This is a genomic window from Microbulbifer maximicatervae (SeqCode), assembly GCF_052467305.1.
This window is the reverse complement of record NZ_CP174306.1, coordinates 4,865,192-4,889,619: the sequence shown is the minus strand read 5'-3', so window position 1 is coordinate 4,889,619 and position 24,428 is coordinate 4,865,192. Positions and strand designations below refer to the sequence as shown.

Sequence of the window (24,428 nt, the reverse complement as noted above, 5' to 3'; positions counted from 1 at the left end):
CTCCACACTGGGCCCGCTCATGGCGGGCCATTTAATAGTTGCAGGGATTAGCGCGCAGCTTTGGCGCGGACTACCTGGTAATTGCGGCGGAAGTACTGCACCGGAACACTCCATACGTGTACCAGGCGGCTGAAGGGGAACAGCAGGAACAGGGTCATGCCGAGGAAAATATGCAGCTTGTAAATGATGTTCACTCCGCTTATTGCAGCAGCTGCACCGGCACCATCTAGCGTGACAATGGACTGAGCCCAAGCCATCAGTTTGAGCATTTCAGCACCGTCCATATGGCCAGCAGATACCACAATACTGATCAGGCCGAGGATCAATTGCGCGTAGAGCATCAGCAGTATGGCCAAGTCCATTTTGGAGGTGGTGGCGCGTACGCGCTTATTGGTGAGGCGGCGTTTAACCAGAATGGTAAGACCGATAAAGCAGATCACCCCGAAGAAACCACCGATCCCCATTGCCATCATCTGCTTGGTGGAAGCTTCAATGCCGAGGAAGTGCCACACCGCTTTGGGTGTGAGTAGGCCGACAAAGTGGCCCGCGAGAATGGCTATCACGCCGATATGGAACAGGTAGCTGCCGATGCGCAATTGCTTGCGCTCCAACAACTGACTGGAGCCGGTGCGCCAAGTGTACTGATCCCGGTCGTAGCGGATCAGGCTACCCACCAGAAATACCGTGAGGGCGACAAAGGGGTAGATGGCGAAGAGCAGCGTATTCAGATAGTTCATCTTGTTACTCCTGTGGTGCGGGCTGGGCAGAATTCTGCGCGGCGTTGGCCCAGTTAAGGGGCTGGCCGTCGCGCAGCTGCGCATTGCTGGGCCGCGTTATTGACTGGTCGCAATTGTTGGCGCCGCTAAAGCTCACGGCCTCTTCCTCCCAGATCTTGTCCAGCGCCTCGGGGGTATCGTCACGTTCTTCGTTGGCGACTTCTTCCTTGAGTGCTGTCAGATCGACATATACCCCGGCCATCTGCAAGAGCGCATCCATCAGCAGGTGGTAGGGACTCTCACGCTTGGACAGACGCGCGCTCAACAGGGCTATCACATGGGTAATATCGTGAACCCAGCCGTAGGCTGCTTCCCCCTGGGTGGCACAGAACTCCAAGTAGGTGGGCAGGTAATCCGGCAGTTCGCGCTCATTCAGCTCAAGGCCGGCGCTGCGATAGCGCGCGGTCAGGTCTACCATGGCTTGGCCACGATCACGGGATTCGCCGTGGATATGCTCGAAGATATGCAGGGATACAGCGCGACCGCGCTCGAACAAACCGTCGTATTCGCTCTGCCAATCGAGCGCATCCATACGCTCGTAATGGGAGATAAATGCCAGCAGCTTGTCGCGCAACGGAGCATCCAGATCCTCGGATTCAGCCAACCAGCTGGTCAGCTCATCCAGGTGCGCCACCAGCTCATCGGACGGGTAATCCAGCAGGCGGGCGATCAGGTTTAGTACTTTCATCGGTATTCTCCGCTCGACCTTAGTCGACTACTTTGGCGGGTATTACTTCGCGCACCGCTTGTTGCTTGCCACCGAAAATATTGGTGCTGTCGTTGCCGGTGCTACAGCCGTTGCCGAAGCTGAAACCACAAGAGGACTTCATGTCGTAGGCGTTTTCGGCGTAGGCCTTATGGCTTGAGGGCACCACGAAGCGATCCTCGTAATTGGCCAGTGCCATGTAGCGATACATCTCTTCTACCTGGGCTACGGTCAGGCCAGCCTCTTCCAGCAATTCGCGCTCCTGAATGCCGTCCACATGGATGCCACGCATATAGGCGCGCATCACAATCATGCGTTCCAGGGCTCGGGCCACTGGCTTCTCGTCGCCGGCGGTGAGCAGGTTGGCCAGGTATTGCAGCGGGATACGCAGGGTGGAGAGATCGGGGATCTCGGCGCCGCGACCCACGGTAACGGTTTCCACTTGGCCAGCCTGTACTGCGTTCTGGATCGGAGACAGGGGTGGCACGTACCAAACCATGGGCAAGGTGCGGTATTCCGGGTGCAGCGGCAGGGCGATCTGCCAATCGATAGCCATCTTGTACACCGGGGAGTTTTGCGCAGCTTCGAGCCAGGCTTCGGGGATACCTTCGGCGCGGGCAGCTTCCTGGACCTTGGGATCGCTGGGGTCGAGGAAGATATCGCACTGGGCCTGGTAGAGCGCTTTTTCGTCTTCTACAGAAGCGGCTTCCTCGATGCGGTCTGCGTCATAGAGCAGTACGCCCAGGTAGCGGATACGGCCCACACAGGTCTCGGAGCAGATGGTTGGCTGACCCGCCTCGATACGTGGGTAACAGAAGATACACTTCTCAGATTTACCGGTTTTCCAGTTGTAGTAGATCTTCTTGTATGGGCAGGCGGATACGCACATGCGCCAGCCGCGACATTTGTCCTGATCGATCAGAACAATGCCGTCCTCTTCGCGCTTGTAGATGGCACCGCTGGGGCACGCAGAAACACAGGCCGGGTTGAGGCAGTGTTCGCACAGGCGCGGCAGGTACATCATGAAGGTGTTTTCAAATTCACCGTAAATGTCAGCCTGCACCTGCTCGAAGTTTTTGTCCTTTTTACGCTTCTCGAATTCGGTGCCGAGAATCTCTTCCCAGTTGGGGCCCCATTCGATTTTTTCCATGCGCTCGCCAGTAATCAGCGAGCGCGGACGGGCTACCGGTTGGTGTTTCTGCTCCGGTGCCTTGTGCAGGTTCTGATAGTCGAAGTCGAACGGCTCGTAGTAGTCGTCGATCTCCGGCATATCCGGGTTGCCGAACAGGTTGGCCAGTACGCGGTGCTTGCCACCGATCTTCGGCTGCAATTTACCGTTCTTCTTGCGGGTCCAGCCGCCGTTCCATTTGTCCTGGTTCTCCCACTCTTTGGGGTAGCCAACACCGGGTTTGGTTTCGACGTTATTGAACCAGGCGTATTCAACCCCCTCGCGGGAGGTCCACACATTTTTACAGGTCACCGAGCAGGTGTGACAGCCGATACATTTATCGAGGTTCAGCACCATGCCTATCTGGGCTCTAACTTTCATTGCTACACCTCCTCTCGCGTCGGCTCTTTGACGTCTTCGCCATCCAGCCAATCGACCTTGTTCATTTTCCTGACCACCACAAATTCATCCCGGTTACAGCCCACAGTACCGTAGTAGTTGAAGCCGTAGGACTGCTGGGCGTAGCCACCGATCATATGGGTGGGTTTCATCACCGCGCGGGTTACGGAGTTGTGGATACCGCCCCGGGTGCCGGTAGTTTCCGCTCCCGGTGTATTCACGATGCGCTCCTGGGCGTGATACATCATGGCCATACCGTCGGGCACTCGTTGAGATACCACTGCACGGGCAGCAATGGCGCCGTTGACGTTGAAGATTTCGATCCAGTCGTTGTCTTCAATACCCGCCAACTTGGCGTCGTACTCACTCATCCACACGATGGGTCCACCACGGGACAGGGTGAGCATCAGCAGGTTGTCGGAGTAGGTGCTGTGGATGCCCCACTTTTGGTGCGGGGTGATCCAGTTCAGCAGGATCTCCTTGTTACCGTTGGGCTTCTGGTTCAACACCGGTTGCACGGTTTTCAGGTTGATCGGCGGCTTGTACACACACATGTTCTCGCCGAAGTCACGCATCCACTCGTGATCCTGGTAGAACTGCTGGCGGCCGGTGATGGTGCGCCAGGGGATCAACTCGTGCACATTGGTGTAGCCGGCGTTGTAGCTCACATGCTCATCTTCCAGGCCAGACCAGGTGGGCGAGGAGATAATCTTGCGAGGCTGCGCCACGATATCGGCGAAGCGAATTTTTTCGTCTTCCTTGGGCTTGGCCAAATGGGTGTGATCGCGACCGGTAATCTCACCGAGGGCTTCCCAGGCCTTCACGGCTACCTGGCCGTTGGTTTCAGGGGCCAGTGACAGAATCATCTCCGCAGCATCTACCGCGCTGTCGATACGGGCGCGGCCATCGCGAGCAGTCTCATCTTTCCAAGTGCGATTGAGCTTTTTGAGGAAGTCCACCTCATCGTCAGTATCCCAGCTGATGCCCTTACCGCCGTTGCCGAGTTTTTCCAGCAATGGGCCTATAGAGGTAAAGCGGTTGTAGGTGTTGGGGTAGTCGCGTTCCACCTCAATCATGCTCGGCGCAGTAACGCCGGGGATCAGGTCGCACTCGCCTTTCCACCAAGCCTGTACACCGAACGGCTGGGCGATTTCTCCGGGGGTATCGTGGTGGATCGGCAGAGTCACCAGATCCTTTTCCACCCCCAGGTGGCCATCGGTCAGGTTGGAGAATTCCTTCGCTATGCCTTTGAAAATTTCCCAGTCACTTCGCGCTTCCCAGGCTGGGTCCACCGCCTTGGTGAGCGGGTGAATAAAGGGGTGCATGTCTGAGGTATTGAGGTCGTCTTTCTCATACCAGGTGGCCGTCGGCAATACGATGTCGGAGTAGAGACAGGTGGTGGACATACGGAAGTCCAGTGTCACCAGCAGATCCACTTTGCCCTCGCTGGGGGCGTCATGCCAGGCCACGTCTTCTGGTTTTTTGCCGCCTTCTTCACCCAGGTCTTTGCCCATCAAACCGTGCTTGGTACCGAGCAGGTGGCGCAGCATGTACTCGTGGCCCTTACCTGAGGAGCCGAGCAGGTTGGAGCGCCAGATAAACATATTGCGCGGGAAGTTCTGCGGGTTATCCGGGTCCTGGTTGGCGAATTTGAGCGCACCGCGCTTGAGCTGCTGCACCGTGTAGTCTTTGGCAGACATACCGGCGGCGGCGGCATCTTTAGTCAGTTGCAGAGGGTTGATCCCCAGCTGCGGCGCGGAGGGCAACCAGCCCATGCGCTCGGCGCGGCTGTTGTAGTCGATGATGGAAGCCTGCCACTTGCTCTTGTCGGCCAGCGGCGAAACCACTTCATCCATCTCCAGCTTCTCATAGCGCCATTGGCTGGCGTGGTTATAGAAGAAGGAGGTACCGTTCATATGGCGCGGTGGACGCTGCCAGTCGAGACCGAACGCGAGAGGGGTCCAGCCGGTCTGCGGACGTAGTTTTTCCTGCCCCACATAGTGGGCCCAACCACCGCCGCTCTGGCCAATACAACCGCACATCATCAGCATATTGATGATCCCGCGGTAGTTCATATCCATGTGGTACCAGTGATTGAGACCCGCTCCCAGAATTACCATGGAGCGTCCACGGGTCTTGTCGGCGGTGTTGGCAAACTCACGGGCTACCTGGATGACATTCTCACGACGACAACCGGTCACCTTTTCCTGCCAGGCGGGGGTGTAGGGCTTGTCTTCGTCGTAGTTCTGAGCACAGTTGGGGTCGTCGAGGCCGTGCTCGACACCGTAGTTCGCCAGGGTCAGGTCGTAGACGCTGGCTACTTTTAGAATCTCGCCATCTTTGTTTTGAACAAGCTTTACCGGCACCTTGTAGTCGATCACTTCATCGTGTTCGGTGTGCTGGAAGTAGTTGTGCTCGTGGGTCTGGCCGCCGAAATAGGGGAAGGCGACCTGTGCTATTTCATCGGCGCAGTCTTTAAGGCTGAGCTTCAGCTCCAGCTCTTCGCCACTGCGACCATCGCGCTGTTCAATATTCCACTTGCCACGGCCTTCTTTCGCTGAGGGCTCTCCCCAGCGATAACCCATGGAGCCCTGAGGGGAAACCAGCTGGCCATCGTGATTAACACCGATGGTTTTCCATTCCGGGTTGTTATCCTGGCCGAGGTTGTCCGCCAGGTCAGAGGCGCGCAGGAATCGGCCCTGTACCAGCTTGCCGTCGCGCTCTTCCAGGGTCACCAACATCGGCATATCGGTGGTGGTGCGCACATACTCGGTGAAGTAGGCGCTGGGCTTGTCGACGTGGAATTCTTTCAGGATCACATGGCCGAAGGCCATCGCCAGAGCCGCATCGGTACCCTGGCGCGGTGCCAGCCAGGTGTCGCCAAACTTGGAGCACTCTGAGTAGTCAGGGGTGACCACACAGGTTTTGGCGCCCTTGTAACGTACTTCACTGAGGAAATGCGCATCCGGGGTACGGGTTTGAGGCACATTGGAGCCCCATACGATCAGGTAGTTGGAGTTGTACCAGTCGGCGGACTCGGGTACGTCGGTTTGCTCACCCCAGACCTGCGGTGAGGCGGGCGGCAGGTCACAGTACCAGTCGTAGAAACTCAGGCAGTTGCCGCCGATCAGAGACAGATAACGGGCACCAGCGGCGTAAGACACCATGGACATAGCGGGAATCGGCGAGAAGCCGGTCACCCGGTCGGGACCGTATTTCTTGGTGGTGTAGACGTTGGAAGCGGCAATCAGCTCGTTAACTTCATCCCACTTGATCCTCACAAAGCCGCCCATACCGCGGCGCTCTTTGTAGGACTGCGCCTTGGCCGGGTCTTCGACAATACTGGCCCAGGCCTCCACCGGATCGCTGTGTCTCAACTTGGCTTCGCGCCAGAGTTTTACCAGACGTTTGCGGATCTTCGGGTACTTGAGGCGATTGGCCGAGTACATATACCAGGAGTAGCTGGCACCACGGGGGCAACCACGAGGCTCGTGGTTGGGCAGGTCCGGGCGGGTGCGCGGGTAGTCGGTCTGCTGGGTTTCCCATGTGACCAGGCCGTCTTTGACGTAGATCTTCCAGCTGCAAGAGCCGGTACAGTTCACCCCGTGGGTGGAGCGCACAATCTTGTCGAACTGCCAGCGACGACGGTAGCCATCTTCCCAGCTGCGGTCGTCATTCGTCTTTTCCCCGTGTCCTCCGGAAAAGGGCTCTTTTTGTTTCTTCAGATATTTCAGTCGGTCCAGGAAATGGCTCATGCGGTACTCCCAGGGCATCGGCATGCGGTTAAAGCATCGGTTTACCGGGAATATAAAAGGGAGGGACGGCGGGATCACCTGACCAAAAAGGGGTAGAAAAGCGACGAACTACCCCCGAATAGGTAGGGAAACGACGCCAGGGGGCCGCTATGGTGGAGCCCTACCCCAGCAATAACAGGGCCTCTGTGCAAAAAACAGGCGTCAGGTTAAATTATGTGCAAAACTGGCGATCTTTAGTGGTACCCACAACTTTGTGCGCCAATGGACGGCACAATAGAGATCAGCCATCCACAACCGCCCCAGGGCGAAGTGAATCCGATATGCTGAACCGAATTCGACAGTCCATCGTCTACCGCATCGGCACCCTGATGCTACTCACTGTGCTGGTAGCACTGAGCTCTATGGTGGCGTCCTATATTATCTCCGATGCCGCCGAAAACGATGCCGCCGCCGTTAACCTGGCCGGCTCATTGCGGGCTATGAGCTACCGACTTGCAGCCACTGCACCCTCTGGGGATGTCGAAGCCACAGCTGAGTTGGCAGACGAGGTGACCGCACGCCTGACCCGGGTACTCAGCATCTCCGACTTCACTGCCAGCGATAACCTGCCCGCAGCCCGCAATTACCGCAAGGTAATCGAAAGCTGGGAGGGAGAAATCCGCCCACTGCTGGAGTCCATTGCCGCCGGGCGCACTTCTATGGACTCCTTACAGTTAGCCAACCGCCTGGAGCCCTTTATCGGTGATGTGGATACACTGGTGTTCGATTATCAGACCATCGCCGAGGAAAAAATAAGCCTGCTGCGTTTGGTGCAGGTGGGTTCATTGTTTGCCATTGTGACCCTGGTGTATCTCTCCCTGTGCATACTGCACCGCTCTGTGGAGCAGCCTCTAAAGCAGCTGACCAATCGCTCCCTGAGCATCGCCCAGGGAGACTTCAACCAAAACCGCCTGGAGATTAACAGCGAGGACGAGCTGGGGGTTTTAGCGCGCACCATCAATTATATGAGCGATGAAATTCATGCGACCCACCGGGATCTTGCCCACCGCGTGGAGTTGAAAACCTCCCAGTTACAGAAGAGCCATGAAGCGCTGGACTTCCAATACCGCTTGGCTCGACGGATCAGCGAGGGTCCCCTCTCGGGAGCGGAATTGGGCCAGTGGCTGGGAGAGTTCGCCAATGTCGCCAGCCTGGACAACCTGGATCTGTGCCTGATGACCCCGGAGGGCGAGGCCCCCTACGAGCATCTGGTACAGGGGCTAGGCAACACCCAGTGCACTGGTAGTGAATGCCATATCTGCGTAAACACCTGCGGTCCCTCTGATGAAGACCAACAGCGCGTGTACCGATTCCCGCTGGAAGTGGACAAACGCAATTACGGTGTACTCACCTGCACTCTGCCCCGAGGCGAGAGCCTTGATGAAGAACAGCAGCAGCGCCTGGCTACCTTTGCCGACAGTGTCACTGCAGCCATCGCCATCAACGAGCGGGAGGCACAGGAGCGCCGTGTTGCCCTACTGGACGAGCGCGCGATCATCGCCCGGGAGCTACACGATTCCCTGGCCCAATCCCTGTCCTATCTGAAAATTCAGGTTACCCGACTCAACCGCGCCAATCGCAGTGAGCAGGTGGACAAGTCCAAGGTAGAGGAGATTATTACCGAGCTGAAAGAGGGTCTGGATTCCTCTTACCGACAGCTGCGCGAACTGCTCACCACCTTCCGCCTGCAAATAGGACCTGGCGGCCTGCGCAGTATCCTGGAGCAATCTATCCTCGCTTACCGCGAGCAGCACCCGCAGATTAACGTTCTGCTGGATTACCATCTGGACGAGGTGCCCCTCACTCCCCACGAGGAAATTCACCTGTTACAACTGGTGCGCGAGGCCTCGCAAAACGCTGTGTACCACTCCCAGGGCGATATGGTGCAGATCAGCCTGACCCAGGCCGACAACCACTCCCTCAATGTACGCATCTGCGACAACGGAATCGGCATCAGCAATGCACCAGAGAAACGCAATCACTTCGGTATGTCGATCATGCAGGAGCGCGCCAGCAACCTGAATGGCAAGCTGAATATCCGCCGCCGCGACGAAGGGGGCACCGAAGTGCAATTCAATTTTATTCCCCTCTACGCCCGCGAGCGGGAGTTGGTGTGGAAAGACGTGGGGTGATAACTCTCTACCTTTATGAAAGGTCACTTGGGGCTAGCAAATAATTGCCGCCCCTATCTTTCGAAATCCGCCAGTATCTTTATTGCTAAAAAGGGAGAAGGAGAGAATACACCGCGCTCGGGACCCTATGAGGCATGGATGCCGATTAGGAGCTTACAGGGATGTATTCACTGCGTGTCTCGAGTGCGGTGTATTCTTTCCTTCCACCCCAGTAGTAACTATCTTCAACGACCTTATTACCTATCCAAACGCTCTTCCATCCTGAAGCTCCTCCAACACCCAAGTAGCTATCGTCAAAAATACTGACTCTTAAATTGACCCCCAAGGGCCAACCGCGAGCCCATATGCTACAAGTACTTATCGCTAGCCTATCCCGTGATTCACACCAATCACATTGGTGAATATCAGCCTCCTCGATGGCCTGGCATCCAACCATTCCATCAAGCAATGACTATATCTATTTAATAGAGAGGAGAGGTTTATGAAACTGAGTTCATTGCCCAGAGCCACTTTCTTAATGTTGGCAGTATTTCTGCTGGCCTATTCAGCATTCACGGTTTCCGATAGCCATAACAAAAAAGAGAAAGATCCATCAGCTGCCAAGCATGGGGCTGGTGGTGAGAAAGCCTGGTCCAAAGCGGGCAATGACAAGATGTTCACCATCTTTAAATCTGATTTAACCACTGCTAATGAGAATATGCTCGGCAAGAAGGTGAATCCGCAAACCCCCAAAGATGCCGATGGCTTCTTTATTGGCGCCTACGACAAACAGTCACATATGCTGCACTTTATGGTGGGCTACAGCGATCTATCAAAGGGCGGGGTGGCAATGTCGCACTTCCATATGCAATGTGCAGGCGATGGCAAAGAGCCCCCTATTTGCAAACCGGGTAAACCCAGTGGCCCAATTATTCAAACTATCTGCGGAATGCCCAATCACCCGGGTATGGTTCCCGACTGGCCAGAGACTAAAACTGACAAGGGCAAGCACGGCCTGGCAAAAAAATGTGCTGAAGGCACCAGTGGATATATCATGGGCAAGTGGATGGTGGAGGAGCCCTATCGCAAGGCGCTAATGGATGGGAAGGTCTTTGTTAACTTGCATACCCAGCTGGACCCCAAAGGTGAGGTTTCCGGCCTGCTAACAATGGATAAGTAGATTGCAAATTTACTGACGCATCTATAAGCCAGAGTTTACTGCTGAGACAAGAAAAGCTGGGCTTCGTTATGTACAAGCCCAGCTTTTTTATATCTACCTAAAGATTGTTAATTAACAAAAATCAGAATTTTGCTGTAAGCATCAACCAGAGCTTATCGGTATCCTCACTGTATTCATCTGCATCGTAAGCGGCATACTTTACCAACGCTGAGAAATATTCATTAAACTCGTGACCGTAACTGATATTCCACTCAGTCCCGTAATCTGCTGAACCTTCATTGGCCTCAAAACTGTGGTAAGTAATTCCCAAATCTCCCCCGACAAGCGCCAGGCTGGCACCGATATATAAATCTTCAACACCATCTGCTGGAGTTTCAATGAACTTATCTGTGTAGCCTTGGAATTTGTGTAGTGTCGCCAGTGGTGTGCTAAAACCCACACCGTCGTCAGAACCCAGAACTTCATAACCCAACTTGCCTTTTACCGGCCCCAATGGTGCGGCAACTTCAGCAAGATAATAATCGGCTGCAAAATTACTGGGATTATTGCCGATATCCTCCTGGCGGGCATAACTCAGCTGAGTTTCGAACAGGCCAAAATCTCCCCGGTAAGCGGCACCGAAAGTACGGGATGAGAAGTTCTCAGCATTATCCAGGTCCAGGTTGTAGAAGAAGGCAGTTAACTTATGCGCTTCTACCAGTGGATAGCTGGCATGAAATAGTTGAATATCCCCATCCAGGTCCGATAAGTCACTGTCTTCACCATAAATACGGTTTACGTTGTAGATATAGCTGTAATCCAGCTGTAACTCCCCTTCCCCGCCAAATTGGTAACGTAGGCCGTCATACGTCTGTTCATTCTGGCGCCAACCCACGCCACCGATAAAGCGCTGATCATCCAGGTTAATTCGCTGTCGACCAGCAATCACCATAGAGTTAAAACTACTGTACTTTAAGTAAGCTTGATTAACCTCTGTGCCCTGGGGGTCGGCAACCACGGGGTGCTCGGTATTGCCATTTACGGTGGAATTGTAATTGTCGTTGCCAATTTCACTAATGTTATCCACTTCAAAAAACGCATCAAAACCACGGTAACTGCCACTGGTCCAATTCAGTCGGGTTCTCAAGGTTGAGGCGATAGCAACATCGTCCATATTGTCCTGATCAACATTTTCTATCCGGTAACGAAGATTTACCCCCGCCTGCCCTGAAGTCAGTGCATCAGTGAGTGTGGCGCTTTCATTCTCTGCTGCAATTCCCTGAGAGCCGGAAATGCCAAGGATGATGGCCGCGATTACGGTGGACAATTTCTGTTGTTTCATTCGCCGTTCCTTTGCAAAAATATTTTGGGTGGAAGGCAACTGCACAAATATGATCGAAACTATTACCGATCACAGCAGTTATCCCAGTGCGAGTGAATTATGCAGGCGCAGTACCTAGCGATTTATTGATGTATATCAGATTGATGCCTCGCTTTTAGAAAGATTTACCGGAGGTTTATGAATAAAAATTTCTTACGGGAAAAAATATTGATTAAGCGCAGTTGAAAATACAAAGCTAGCGGCTACTAACAAAAAACGAAATAGCTTTCATATTTACCAGAAAAATTAATGGGCTTAAAAACTTGTGAAAGTAATGCCAGCTGCTAAAAGTTATATTCAAATTCGCTCCAGCAATGAAAACAAAAGGGAAAGACAATCATGCCTGACTACACCACCTCTTTCTTAAGCCCTGTCACTCAGGAAGAAGCTTACCGGGCAGTTGCTGAAAAGATGTCCCAATGGTGGACGCCAACTAGCGGCCCTTTCCTGGCAGTGGGTGATACCGCCAAGACCGGATTTGGTGGCGAGTCCTACTGGGTGTTTCGCGCCAAAGCTTTGGTGCCGCAGAAGTTAATCGAACTTGAGTGTGTAGAGTCTTATATGGTTTCTGAGCAGGTTGATGATCCCCAAGAGTGGCAAGGCAGTACTCTTCGCTTTGAATTTGCTAGCGAACCCGGTGGTACCCGCCTCACCTTTACCCATATCGGTCTCTCGCCAGAGATGAAATGCTGGAAGATGTGCAAAAGCGGATGGGATTACTATTTGCCAGGAAGTCTTCAGGATTACCTCAAAGATGGGACTGGCAAACCAAATAGCTATTAGTGAGGTAAACGTGCCCCGCAAATGCGGGGAACAAAAGGTGTGAAAGCAGGGCTTTTAATCGCCTTCCGGTTTACCGCTGCATCTACAGAGAACACTAAAACTCTAACCTATTGTTTTTAAACAATTTTTCGACGGCTTTGGCAATATCTCAGGGCTGGGGCAACCCAGCCCCTTGTACCTAACATCGGGCTTTCTTTTCTCTTAGCAGTTCTCAACCACTACTCGCCACTGATCCTCTCCCACTTGGTTCAAATCGATGGTCACTCCTGTTATCTGACGCACAACTTCGATATTGGTCAAGAGGTGGAGGCTCGGCTTCAGGCTAGTGAAGCTTCCACCGGCCCCCAGCACCAATGGGAGTATTAGCTGGTCGGCCAGATGTTCGCCCACTGGCACGCCGGCGTGCATATAGCGCTGCATCTGCCGAATCGCGCGATCGGCAACGCGCTCAGCGCTAACACCCTGCTCCCCCATAGCCTCAAACACCTCAGTCACTTGCTGGGATTGCAGACGCAGGGAAAGTACATTGCCAGGCCCTTGGGACTTCACCTGCCTTTGATGCAGACGCTCCGATCGCCATTCGCACTTCTTACGTACCTGTGCCAACTCCCGCTGGGCCACATGAGCAGGAATATGGGCCGAGGTCGCCACAGCTTCAGCATCCAGAAGTTCACCCCGTTCTGTCAGCTCCAGTTTTGACCACTGCGATAGCGGCTGGATACGTGTGCGCCATGAACCACCCCCGGCAGGATAGAAACCGTAATCATCCAGAGCCACTTCCACACCAGCGCCCATGCGAGCCAACAGAGGTAAATATGCCTGGGCTATAAAATCAAAGCTGGGAGCCTTTTTATTATGAGTGCCGCCTTCAAGACACAGCTCACTGACACCATCGGACAATAACAGCGGTAGCAAGACGGTTTGAAACACCAAACTGGTACTACCGGCCGAGCCAATAGGGAAGTGGTATTTACCGGGACGTACTTTTCCCGGTGCAAAAGTTATTTCCGAAGCACCCAATTGTTCGCCGCTAACTTCGGCATGGCTAATCGCTTTAGCTGCTCGCAAGCAGGCTAGGTGCTGACGCAACAAACCGGGTTTTTTACGACCCGCTCGAATATTCTTAATTCGAACCGGTACCCCTAAACAAACAGACAAGGTGAGGGAAGTCCGCAAAATCTGTCCGCCGCCCTCCCCCTGGGCGCCGTCTATCTCAATCACTGTTTAATTCCTTAAAATTTACATCTTTTTTTGGTTAATGGCGCCTTTAAGCCGTAGGACGTAACTTCACCAACTCATTCATCACCCCATCGAGACCGCCATATACGGAAATTTTATCGATGCGGGTACTGACCCGTTCCAAAGCTTCCAGTTCTTTCAAGCGCAACAGTACCGGGTTGTTATCCATCAGCTTGGCGGTATTGTGCAGAGATCTCATTGCTTGGGTTTCTTCTCTGCGCTTAATCAGATTTGCCTCAGATTCCTTCTGCGCTTCTACAACCTGATTAAGGATCATCTTCATATCACCGGGCAAAATAATATCCTTGACTCCCACACTGGTAAGCTCGATACCATATTTCGCCAGCTTGTCGCGGATGCCGGTCGCAATCACAATATTCAACCTGTCCTTATCAGCCAGAAGGCTATCCAGGGTTTGAGTACCCACGGCCTCGCGCAAGTGCAGCTGCAATTCGCGATAAATAAAACCTGTACTATCGCTGAGCTTTAGCGCTACTTTTTTTGCATCGGCAATTTTGTAAGCGCCAGTCAAGTTGATACGCAGGCTGACCCGATCCTTGGTCAGAATTTCCTGGCCGCTAACTTCGATGGTTTTCAATCGCAAGTCCAGTACCTTGACCTCGATAGAGCGGTTGTATTTCCAGTAGCCATAACAGCCGGGCTGTAACACCTTTTCTAACTTACCGTTGACCATTAACAGGCCCACGTGCTCATCGGGAATCTCGTTGTAGTTTACCGCCTGAAGGGCGGTGCGCATTTGTCCAGCACGTACACCTCGCCCCAGTAAACCCAGGACTTTTTTATCGATGGCGTATTCCTCAGAGATATCCACGATTTCCACCCGCACGGATTCACCGCCCTTCCACACAGCGCGAAAAGTACCCGGTGGCAAAATATCGACCAAGTGATTATCCCGGTAAAACAATCCCACCTGATGGTCTGCTAATTCATAGGATTGCAGGTATTCACCAAGGATCTCACCATAGGTGTTTAACAAAAATTTGGCTTTGATTTCACCGAATACCACATCGGTAATATCGTAAGTTTCTGCCCGTACATCACCGGACAATAGGGATATACGATGGCTGCCAGGTGGCAGCACCCCTTCAAAACGGTTGCGGCGAAATAGCAACACTCGCTCGCTATCCGCAACATCCACGTTCTTCCATATTTTGAACAGAGATATCATGGTTCTTATCTTTTATTCCATTTCCATACTGCGCTACCCCATTGGGCCGCAAGGGTGGGGCCCGTCCAGCGACAGGTGGTAAACCGTTTGTGCCGAGCGGGGCCCAGCGGCAGAGGAATTACGATTTTCCCCACTTGGCTCCCCCTGAGCCTGCAGCCAAAATCCTTGGCCTGGAGACACAATCATAAATCTTGCCGCTGGATCGCACAGGGCAGACCCACGATTAACGACACAGTTGCCAGAATGCCCCCGCAGTAAATCGCTAAATCCTATTTACCGTATCGAGAGGCTATCGGACCCCAGGTCGATTTTTAATGGGGAGTCGAACCCCAGGCTCTCGCCTCTTTCCAGGTCGTTTGGATAACGACGAGACTTTGGCAGGAATCGAACCTGCTACCAATCGATAAGTTATCGACTGCTCTACCAAATGAGCTACAAAGTAGGCGTTTGAACTTCTATCCCGTGGGTACACCTGCCGCCATAGGCGGTGGTGCCGGGCCGGGATTCAGAACCGGCTCCGCTGACGGGCTAAAGGCCTCAAACTCGGTTGCGGCAACCCGGCAAATTCGCCCGGCAACCTGCATGCTTTAGCAATTGCTTTAGTTCGGCCGATCCCTGGCCTAAAACACGTCAGCCTTTGACGCAAACCACTTGCTTGAGGGTGTAGACGATTTCCACCAGGTCTTTCTGTGCTGCCATAACCTTTTCAATAGGTTTGTAGGCCGATGGGGTTTCATCGATCACGCCCTCGTCTTTTCGGCATTCCACATCGGCGGTGGCCGCGCGATGCTCTTCCAGGGAGACCAGCTTTTTGGCCTTAGTACGGGACATCACTCGTCCGGCCCCATGGCTACAGCTACAGAAGCTTTCTTCATTACCCAGCCCCCGCACAATAAATGACTTGGCCCCCATACTACCGGGAATAATACCCATTTCGCCGGCACGCGCTCTTACAGCGCCTTTCCGGGTCACCAACACATCTTTGCCGTAATGATGCTCGCGGGAAACGTAATTGTGGTGACAATTCACCGCTTCCATCCGTGCCTCAAAATCCATCCCCAGGGCCTGCTTCACCGCGCTAATAGTTCGCACCATCATTACTTCGCGATTGATACGGGCAAACTCCTGCGCCCACTCCACCGCCTGCACATAGTCGTCAAAGTGCTCTGTACCTTCCGGGAAATAGGCCAAGTCACTGTCCGGTAAGTGGATATGCCAGCGCTCCATATCCCGCTTGGCTTTCTCAATAAAGTAAGTACCTATTCGATTTCCCACTCCCCGAGAACCACTATGCAGCATCAACCACACGCTTTCCTGTTCATCCAGGCACATCTCGATAAAGTGATTGCCTGTACCAAGTGTTCCCAAGTGATTGATATTATTAGTATTTTTTAATACCGGATGCCTCTCTTTGAGTAGTTCAAACTGGGCGGCTAGAGGCGCCCAACCGGCAAGTGCATCGTCCGGTGGATTCTCCCAGGCCCCCTTGTCCCGCCCTCTCCCCCGGTGCCGGCCAGTGCGGCCGTGGGGCACGGCGCGTTCGATGGCGCTGCGCACTCCAGCCAGGTTGTCCGGCAGTTGCCCCCCCGTCAGACTGGTGCGAACCGCCATCATGCCGCAACCAATATCCACCCCTACGGCAGCGGGAATTACTGCCCCCAGAGTTGGGACCACACTGCCAATGGTGGCGCCCTTGCCCAGATGTACATCAGGCATCGCCGCGACCCATTTATGGACGAATGGCATCTGCGAGATATTTTTGAGCTGCGCTTTGGCTTCATCTTCAAAAGGCACACCCAGGGTCCAAGACTTAATCGGTACCCCACCTGCCTGCATTACTTCATATGGCATTAGTTTCATCTTCCACTCCTTTTGAAACCGCGCTTGGTATTCATGTGTTTCATTTAGTTATTGATATAGCGAATTGGGTGCCAACTTTTGCAGACAACTGAAAAATACTTGTAACCTATTGTTTTTTAACGATTTATTTTTTATCTCAAGATTTTTTAGTAGATTTCTTGAGACAGGGGATTCATAAATATCTATCTTTTTTGATAGTTAAATCATATTTTAGATAGCATGAAGACAATCGCTATCAGTATTCTCGGTACCAGTAAGGACCGGCGCGGCAAAGGCGACAAGCGCTGGGATAAGTGGCGCCCAAACATTTCCATGTGCCAGCACGATGACCTATTGATTGATCGACTGGAGCTCCTTTTCGACAACCACTCGAGAAGCCTGGCTAACCAGGTCACAGAAGATATTGCGCGGGTCTCTCCAGAGACCGAAGTGGTCCACCACCGGGTGAACTTCAATGACCCTTGGGATTTCGAGAGCGTGTATAGCAATCTGCTGGATTTCGCCCGCGCCTATAGCTTCAAGCCGGATGACGAGCAGTACCTGGTGCATATCACCACCGGTACCCATGTAGCTCAGATCTGCTTGTACCTGTTAACAGAGGCGGGGTATTTCCCCGGGCGTCTGCTGCAAACTTCCCCGGCGCGAAAGAACAGTAGCTTGCCGGGCGAATACCAAATCATCGATTTGGACCTGTCCAAATACGACCAGATTGCCTCGCGCTTCCAGAGGGAACACCAGGAGGGCACCACCTATCTGAAGGGGGGAATCGAGACCAACAATCTCGCTTTTAACCAGATGATCGAGCAGCTGGAGCAGGTATCGATTCGCTCCGACGCCCCCATACTAATTACCGGTCCCACAGGGGCAGGTAAATCCCAGCTGGCCCAGCGTGTCTATGAATTGCGCAAGCAGCGGGGCAAGCTGGAGGGTGGCCTGGTAGCCGTTAACTGCGCTACCCTGCGCGGCGAAAATGCCATGTCCGCCCTGTTCGGCCATCGTAAAGGCGCCTATACCGGTGCCACCACCCACCGACCAGGCTTGCTAATGGAAGCAGATAAGGGCCTGCTGTTTCTCGATGAAATCGGTGAGTTGGGATTGGACGAGCAGGCCATGTTATTGCGTGCGATTGAGCACAAACGCTTTATGCCTTTCGGCTCTGATAAGGAAGTAAGCAGTCACTTCCAGCTGATCGCCGGTACCAACCGGGATCTGGTACAGCTCTGCCAAGAAGGTAAATTTCGCGCGGACCTGCTCGCCCGTATCGATCTGTGGACCTACCGACTGCCCTCTCTACGAGAGCGTATTGAAGACCTGGAACCCAATATAGATTTTGAGCTGGAGGCTTTCTCCAGGAAATCCGGGCATCTTGTCAGCTTTAATAGAGCAGCACGGGAAAAGTACCTGAGTTTTGGGCACTCCCGCGAGGCCAGCTGGTCTGCGAACTTTCGCGACCTTAACGCCAGTATCCTGCGTATGGGTACCCTCGCCGATGGTGGGCGTATCACGACTCAAGTAGTAGAAGAGGAAATCCATAGGTTGCGGATTAAATGGCAAAATCCAGTAACAGATTCATCACTATCCCTTGCCCGTATCGAAGCACTGTTGGGCCGTGACCACATCGAGCAGATGGATTACTACGAGCAAATCAAACTAGCTGGGCTAATTCAGGTTTGTGCAGAGTCCAATTCGATGGCAGAGGCCGGACGCAAGTTATTTCAAGTGAGCCGCACCTCAAAAAAATCCAACAACGACTCACACCGGGTACGCCAACTTTTAGATAAATACGGTCTTAAATTCGACCAGTTGAATAAAACATAGAGGCCCTCTGGCATCTTTTTTTGTTAGTCTGATTCCAAAAGCCGGACGCTGGATCATGGAATGAGATACACCTATTTAACCCCGTTTATTTTCTTACTCAGCGCCTGTGAGCCAACCCAGTTCGCAGGTGGTACCGCCTTGCCAGATGGCTCTGTTTACAAAGGCGAGATGCTTAACGGTCTGTTTCATGGGCAGGGCCAGCTCGAATGGCCCAATGGCAGCCATTATCGTGGCGACTTTCGAGAAGGTCGCATGACAGGTGAAGGTGTATTAACTGGAAGTGATGGCTGTAGCTATGAAGGGGAATTCCTCAATGGAGAGCCCCACGGCAAAGGTCGCTATAGTTGCGATGAAACTGAGTGGGCGGGAGAGTTCCATGAAGGGGAGTTGCAAAGCGGTACTTTAAATTGGGATGAAGGTGGTAGTTATCATGGTGAGTTTTTAAACTTTGATCCCCACGGCGAAGGCAAACTCTCTGCAGAAGATGGCAGCTTTTATCAGGGCAGCTTTGAAAACGGTTTTTTAATACAAGGTAGCTACTCGGATAGCGATGGTCATCGTTATACCGGCAATTTCGAATACGGCTCCTATTCCGGCGAAGGTGAACTCACACAGCCCGACGGTACGATTATCCGTGCTACTTTCCGCTATGGAGAAGCAGAAGGTGAAGGCGTACGAATAAGTACGGATGCTGAAGGAAACACTGTCGAGGAATCTGCCTATTTCTCCGGGGGTACCTATTACCCCAGCGAAGACGCCTGGCGCGCACAGACGGATATTCCCGGTGCCCAAGCAGAAGCCAGGCTCTACAGTGAGAGTGAGCGCTTACAAAGTGCCATAGCCGCCCTCCCCTCACAGCGGCCCGGCGTACGCGATATTTACACCCTACTGATAGGTGGTGACGGTACCTCTCCAGTATTTGCCAGGGAGCTGGACTGGGTGGCAGAGCGCCTCGATGAAGCCTTTAGCATTGACCAACGTATGCTGCGCCTCAGTAACGGCGGCGGATACGGTTTCCCCCTGGCTACCCGCACCAGTATCCAGGAAAGCCTCAATGCTATTGATCAATTAATGGACCCCAAAGAAGATTTACTTCTCATACACCTGGTCAGCCATGGTGCTCGAAATGGAGATTTCAAAATTGCCGAAGGGGAGATTCCCCTAAATGATTTCTCACTGAAAGATGGGCAACGATTGCTGGACAATATTAACGCCCAGTACCAATGGATCGTTGTTTCAGCCTGCTTTTCCGGTCAATGGGTAGAAGCCCTACATAGCCCCAATCGGGTCATCTTTACTTCGGCCGCTGCGGATCGCAGCTCCTTTGGATGTAGCGATGATTCCGAGCGCACCTGGTTTAGTTCCGCGCTTTACGGTGAAGCCCTCAATCAGGGAGTGAATAATCCTGAGGCATGGTTTGAAGCCGCCAAGTTAAAAGTAACCGAGATGGAACAGGAACAGGGGATTAAAAGAAGCCGCCACTCCCTGCCCCAATATTCAGTGGGAGAGAATTTTCTAATGTGGTGGCATGGAAAAAAATCGATTTATTAATTTTGGAATTCCGGTGCAAACCGACTAAAAAATTATTTTTGGTACTAATCACTATCTACCATAATACCAAGCGAAAGGAGATACCTTCTTGGAGTTCGCTAGCCTCTCTGTAGAGTTATTGTTTATATTGTTTTTCGTCGCCGTTATTGCGGGCCTACTTGATACACTAGCAGGTGGGGGCGGCCTGATAACTGTACCGGCCCTTATTCTTAGTGGCGTCCCGCCACTAGCTGCCTTGGGCACCAATAAATTACAAGGCAGTATTGGTACTGCAACTGCCACCTACATGATGCTTAAAAATAACAAGATCAGTTGGGATGGGATTAAAAATCTAATGCTATTTGCCTTTATCGGCGCAGCCATGGGCACAATAGCAGTACAGTTCATTAATACTGATGTTTTGTCATTTATTATCCCTGCTGTTCTTTTATTCATCGCTATTTATTTTATAGTTTCTCCATCCCTTACTCATAGTAGTACTAAGCCCAAGGTCTCAAGAAAGAAATACCAATATGGCGTAATCCCATTTATTGGTTACTATGATGGTATGTTTGGCCCCGGAACTGGATCATTTTTTGCCTTATCAGGCGTTGCCTGTAGAGGACAGGATTTACTAACCTCCACGGCCAATGCAAAACCTCTCAATTTTTCCACTAATATCGCATCTTTAATCGTATTCTTATTTGCCGGTCAAATTTTATGGGTTGCGGGAATCTTAATGATGATTGGACAAGTTATAGGTGCCTGGCTGGGATCTCATTTTCTATTTAAAATTAATCCTGGTTATTTACGGGGAATGGTAGTTCTTATGTGTGGTGGAATGTTAATAAAATATATCCACTCTATGGGATGGATAGATTATATCTTCTGAAGGATATGGAGGTGGCTGGAACTCAGAAAAATCAGATTAAACATTAAGACTTTGGATTGTTTTATGGAGCATCTAAAAAGATCTTTAATGAACTTCTTTTTTAAGCTCCATCAACTCCTTCTTGATCTCGGTGATTTGATTCGATAGCTTGTTCTCAAAATCCTCATTGATTATCGACATATACTGCTCAAACCGGCTCTGTTTTATTAGATATTCTAATCTCTCTAGTAATTCATCATTGGAAACTCTTCTCCTGGCTCGTTTCCTGGTAAATTTTATCAGTGGCTTTACCCAGTCAGGCAGTCGATAATAAGTATTTTGAAAACCTCTGCTCATGGAGTATCTAAAACCATTTTGCCGTATATAGCTAGATAGCTTTGATGGTAGCAACCTATAAAATAGATTTAAATATTTACCTATCTTATTGCAGTCAGAATACCACTCTTTCACCAAACTCTGCTTATCTCTGTCCAACTTCAGATTGCCCAAAGCTTCATTAAATTCTCTTTCTGTATATTTTTCGACTAATTTTGATTTGGTTAATAGAGAAATTACTTTTTTATCACCATAAAGCGGTCGTAATTCTATCAAATACAGCAACCAACATCCCAGAAGATCATTCTTATAATCCGTATCACTAGCATTTTTTGTTAAGTAGTCAAATACAAAATGGTATTGATTCACCAATCGCTGAACCACTAGATCACTTTTCTTTTCATCCATGTTGACTAAACTATACGACCCAATTTCTGGCAAAACTAATATTGATTTAGCCTTGACGGTTGTTATCCAATGTAGAGAGTGACCATTAACGCAGGAACCCAAAATAAATTCGGATATTTTATTTCCACAAACAAAGTCCCTGCGATAAAACCTCCTGACATTTATAGAATTTATTTTTAAAACAAACCTGGATTTATCACCAATGGATTCTGAGAATTTTTGTAGGGGTATATTATGGCTAAAAAATACTACATCTGGATTCTCACTATTGACTATATCATGTAATTTAGGGATCAATGTAGGGTACCAACAATCTCCCTCATCGATAAATCCAACATACTCCCCAAAAGTATTTTTTACTCCAAATTCAAAAATTAGCTGGTCATCAATCTGTGAAGTACTCGGAATATGAATACTTCGAATTCTGGGCATTGAACCTGTAAAGTTATTATTCCGGCTTCGCTCATCATTTTCGCAAAAATGAAGAACAAGTATCTCTATGTCCTTGTACTGCTGTCGAATAATACTCTGCAGACAGGTATTGAGATAGACACCGCTAGACTTTGAAATAACGACAATCGAAATCATGCGCATACCACTGAAGTTCGGTAATCTAATACAGAATTAGCAGTATCTGGATCTTTGTCAAAGAGCATTCTCAAATCCGCATTGCTCAATGATAGAAAAGATCTTGTAAACTGAGATTGAAAGATCCCCCTATACTCTTCGTCAAGATTACGCCAGCACCAGTTAAACAATGCTAACTTGCTTTTGACATACAAGTGGTAAAATCTATCTCTAAGATTAATATTCTTATTAAAGAAGTCTTCAACCTCATCAAAAACCTGTAATACAGATGTACGCCGTGCATCTGAAATATTTGACAGCCTATTTCCTGTGGAATCTACATTATGAATACAAAAAGGGGATTCAAATAATGCAATATATTTAGCATTTGTGAGCAAATTCCAATGTGCTAACACATCATTATGTACAGGCGTTTGTGAAAATCTAAGGGAAACCCTTTTTGCATAACTGGTTTTAATCAATCTATTCCAAGGAAAAGGTGTTAAACATAGAATGCTATCATGATCAAAAGTGGAAAAAGTCCTGTTACCAAAGATTCTAATCGCTCTGTAGAAAATTAAATTGTCATCACCTGCCATACCGAGATTAATAGTGCTTCCCGGAAATCTACACTGATAGGCCATCAACAAAACATCACTGTTAACTTTTGTAGCAATTGAAACAGATCGGTCCAACATATTTGGGAGGATTAGATCATCGGCATCAAAAAATAAAGTCAGCGGTTCAGCTATTTGATCGAGAGCACTATTCCTACAATAGCCTGCCCCATTATTACCATCGTTTAAAATAATTTTATATGGAATTCTATTTTTCTGAAGAAAATTAGCGGCCAACCCAACCGTGGTATCTGAGGAATTATCGTCAGATAAGTAAATTTTTACATCAGTCGAATTATTATGAACAATAGAGTTCAACGCATTAACAATATTATTTTTTTCATTATATGTTGGTATCACCACCCCAACTTTACTGTTAGGCATACAAATTCTCTTTATAATTCTCTCAATTATCCCAAAGCAGCAGAGTTAAATGTAAACGCAATAAGTAAATTAATTTGAATATAATCAAGGCTGATAAAGGCTGTACCACTTAAAGTAGACAGCTATACACCTTTTTTCAAATTTATTGATTGATGATTTGCTTAAGCTAGATGATTTCGGGAAGGCTAAGTTATACAGCAAAAGAATTAGACGCCTACTCAAGGCGCCTAGATTTACCAGAACCAATTCTTAGAGTTTTGATTAGGTGCTATATGGCAAGAATAATGTCTTCAATCGACTTATCAAATTTTATTAAACCTTTATTTTTCTCATCCTTATAAAGCTTGATATAAGCTTTAAACATAGCTGAAGGTGATTCCTGCAAAAGTGAAATCAGATAATCCCTACCCTTTAACTCTTCGATTCTATTGCCGATATAGAAACCTACAAAATACAACGGACTATCCCATACTGCAGAAAAACCCAAATGATAGATTTTGTCGAAGTCTAAACTTGAGTCACGGCATGCACGAAAAAGCATTGTTTCAAATAATACAAAGTTACTATCTATTCGTTGTAAATTTCTTTTAAATTTTTTCTTAAACCATTCTGTGTACTCTTTTCCCTCTGTAACACTTAATGGAGAACCCACAATAGAGACTATCCCCTCCAGGCGGGTTTGATTTAAGATTTTCTTACAATTAGAGTCTGAATTTTTTCCCTTTCCATAAAAATTGGACTGAGCAACATGATATAACTCATGTGTTGAGAGCGTCAGTAAACCTTCATAATCTCCTTTAAAATACTGCAGCGCAATGTAAAAGTTATCACTATGGGCCCAACCGTCAGAAGTTCCCCCGACTACCATAAAAATATTGGTATCAAAGGAAATATCTTTAGGAGAATAATCACCAATTCCCCTCTTTACACTATTTAAATATTGCTGAGGATTGCGCTTTATTATCTTGAGAATATCTTCAACTTCGGACAATCGTTCATTTAACTGTTGAAATCTAAAGGGATCATTTTTAACTGAATTACCTTCAACAACATCGATCAAACTAGACCGAAATGACTCAGCATTGGCTTTATTGTCAAATCTTGAGGTTTGATGGATCGTTGCTTGTATACCCTGCAAGCTCATCAGCTTATCTAATTGATTATCAGATACTTTGTCTCCAGATAAAATATCAACTAACCTATCAGCACTCTCAAAATCAATTGTTATTTTATCTGTTACTTTCGCTGAGGAAAAAGCCGTAAGGCTTATCAATGACAAGCCTAAAAAAATCACGCTCTTAAAGATATTCATTTTACCTATCGTAAAAATGT

At 50.0% G+C, this 24,428-nt stretch carries 17 protein-coding genes and 1 tRNA gene; 6 read left to right on the top strand and 12 right to left on the bottom strand.

Annotated features, from left to right (window positions below; translation table 11 throughout):
* Positions 1–47: 47 nt before the first annotated feature.
* From narI to ACJJI4_RS21335, 4 genes are read right to left on the bottom strand one after another with little or no spacing between them, the layout of a single operon-like run.
* Positions 48–737, bottom strand: a complete 690-nt coding sequence (narI, locus tag ACJJI4_RS21350) for a respiratory nitrate reductase subunit gamma (protein ID WP_282930422.1) — start codon at positions 735–737, stop codon at positions 48–50.
* 4 nt (positions 738–741) lie between these two features.
* The gene (gene narJ / locus ACJJI4_RS21345) at positions 742–1,464 is read right to left on the bottom strand and encodes a nitrate reductase molybdenum cofactor assembly chaperone (RefSeq protein ID WP_282930423.1); all 723 of its coding nucleotides are present in this window, start codon (positions 1,462–1,464) and stop codon (positions 742–744) included.
* 19 nt (positions 1,465–1,483) lie between these two features.
* Positions 1,484–3,031: a nitrate reductase subunit beta gene (gene narH / locus ACJJI4_RS21340; protein WP_444926393.1), complete on the bottom strand. Its 1,548-nt coding sequence runs from the start codon at positions 3,029–3,031 to the stop codon at positions 1,484–1,486.
* Between the two features lie 2 nt (positions 3,032–3,033).
* The gene (locus ACJJI4_RS21335; protein ID WP_444926392.1) at positions 3,034–6,804 is read right to left on the bottom strand and encodes a nitrate reductase subunit alpha; all 3,771 of its coding nucleotides are present in this window, start codon (positions 6,802–6,804) and stop codon (positions 3,034–3,036) included.
* A gap of 320 nt (positions 6,805–7,124) precedes the next feature.
* On the opposite strand from ACJJI4_RS21335, the gene ACJJI4_RS21330 reads away from it, so the two are divergent.
* Both ACJJI4_RS21330 and ACJJI4_RS21325 read left to right on the top strand, forming a co-directional pair.
* Positions 7,125–8,975 (top strand): histidine kinase, encoded by a 1,851-nt coding sequence (locus ACJJI4_RS21330; protein ID WP_444926391.1) that lies wholly within the window; start codon positions 7,125–7,127, stop codon positions 8,973–8,975.
* Positions 8,976–9,456: 481 nt separating this feature from the next.
* Positions 9,457–10,134 (top strand): CHRD domain-containing protein, encoded by a 678-nt coding sequence (locus ACJJI4_RS21325; protein WP_444892519.1) that lies wholly within the window; start codon positions 9,457–9,459, stop codon positions 10,132–10,134.
* A gap of 121 nt (positions 10,135–10,255) precedes the next feature.
* Here ACJJI4_RS21325 and ACJJI4_RS21320 read toward each other — a convergent pair whose 3' ends face one another.
* Positions 10,256–11,455 (bottom strand): alginate export family protein, encoded by a 1,200-nt coding sequence (locus ACJJI4_RS21320; protein ID WP_444926390.1) that lies wholly within the window; start codon positions 11,453–11,455, stop codon positions 10,256–10,258.
* A gap of 378 nt (positions 11,456–11,833) precedes the next feature.
* On the opposite strand from ACJJI4_RS21320, the gene ACJJI4_RS21315 reads away from it, so the two are divergent.
* Positions 11,834–12,277 carry an SRPBCC family protein gene (locus tag ACJJI4_RS21315; protein WP_444892517.1) on the top strand — a complete coding sequence of 148 codons (444 nt, stop codon included), beginning with the start codon at positions 11,834–11,836 and terminating at the stop codon, positions 12,275–12,277.
* A gap of 201 nt (positions 12,278–12,478) precedes the next feature.
* On the opposite strand, the gene rtcA is transcribed toward ACJJI4_RS21315, so the two are convergent.
* The 4 genes from rtcA to ACJJI4_RS21295 all read right to left on the bottom strand — a co-directional run bounded on the left by rtcA (position 12,479) and on the right by ACJJI4_RS21295 (position 16,565).
* Positions 12,479–13,498, bottom strand: coding sequence for an RNA 3'-terminal phosphate cyclase (gene rtcA / locus ACJJI4_RS21310; RefSeq protein WP_444926389.1), 1,020 nt, complete (start codon positions 13,496–13,498; stop codon positions 12,479–12,481).
* Between the two features lie 46 nt (positions 13,499–13,544).
* Positions 13,545–14,705, bottom strand: a complete 1,161-nt coding sequence (locus ACJJI4_RS21305) for a slipin family protein (RefSeq protein WP_444926388.1) — start codon at positions 14,703–14,705, stop codon at positions 13,545–13,547.
* A 369-nt stretch (positions 14,706–15,074) separates the two neighbouring features.
* A tRNA-Ser gene (locus ACJJI4_RS21300) sits at positions 15,075–15,146 on the bottom strand.
* Positions 15,147–15,335: 189 nt separating this feature from the next.
* A complete protein-coding gene (locus ACJJI4_RS21295; RefSeq protein WP_444926387.1) occupies positions 15,336–16,565 on the bottom strand; it encodes an RtcB family protein in 1,230 nt (409 codons plus the stop codon).
* Between the two features lie 219 nt (positions 16,566–16,784).
* Between ACJJI4_RS21295 and rtcR the strand changes: the two genes are divergently transcribed.
* The 3 genes from rtcR (at position 16,785) to ACJJI4_RS21280 (ending at position 20,805) form a co-directional block, all read left to right on the top strand.
* Positions 16,785–18,383 carry an RNA repair transcriptional activator RtcR gene (gene rtcR / locus ACJJI4_RS21290; protein WP_444926386.1) on the top strand — a complete coding sequence of 533 codons (1,599 nt, stop codon included), beginning with the start codon at positions 16,785–16,787 and terminating at the stop codon, positions 18,381–18,383.
* Positions 18,384–18,443: 60 nt separating this feature from the next.
* Positions 18,444–19,934, top strand: a complete 1,491-nt coding sequence (locus tag ACJJI4_RS21285; protein ID WP_444926385.1) for a C13 family peptidase — start codon at positions 18,444–18,446, stop codon at positions 19,932–19,934.
* A gap of 88 nt (positions 19,935–20,022) precedes the next feature.
* Entirely contained in the window at positions 20,023–20,805 is a 783-nt protein-coding gene (locus ACJJI4_RS21280) for a TSUP family transporter (protein ID WP_444906707.1), read from the top strand.
* A gap of 84 nt (positions 20,806–20,889) precedes the next feature.
* Here ACJJI4_RS21280 and ACJJI4_RS21275 read toward each other — a convergent pair whose 3' ends face one another.
* From ACJJI4_RS21275 to ACJJI4_RS21265, 3 genes are all read right to left on the bottom strand, one after another.
* Positions 20,890–22,116 (bottom strand): glycosyltransferase family 2 protein, encoded by a 1,227-nt coding sequence (locus ACJJI4_RS21275; RefSeq protein ID WP_444926384.1) that lies wholly within the window; start codon positions 22,114–22,116, stop codon positions 20,890–20,892.
* Positions 22,113–23,096 carry a glycosyltransferase family A protein gene (locus ACJJI4_RS21270; RefSeq protein WP_444926383.1) on the bottom strand — a complete coding sequence of 328 codons (984 nt, stop codon included), beginning with the start codon at positions 23,094–23,096 and terminating at the stop codon, positions 22,113–22,115. Before ACJJI4_RS21270 ends, ACJJI4_RS21275 begins: the two co-directional genes overlap by 4 nt.
* A gap of 268 nt (positions 23,097–23,364) precedes the next feature.
* Positions 23,365–24,408, bottom strand: coding sequence for a DUF5700 domain-containing putative Zn-dependent protease (locus ACJJI4_RS21265; protein ID WP_444926382.1), 1,044 nt, complete (start codon positions 24,406–24,408; stop codon positions 23,365–23,367).
* Positions 24,409–24,428 lie beyond the last annotated feature (20 nt).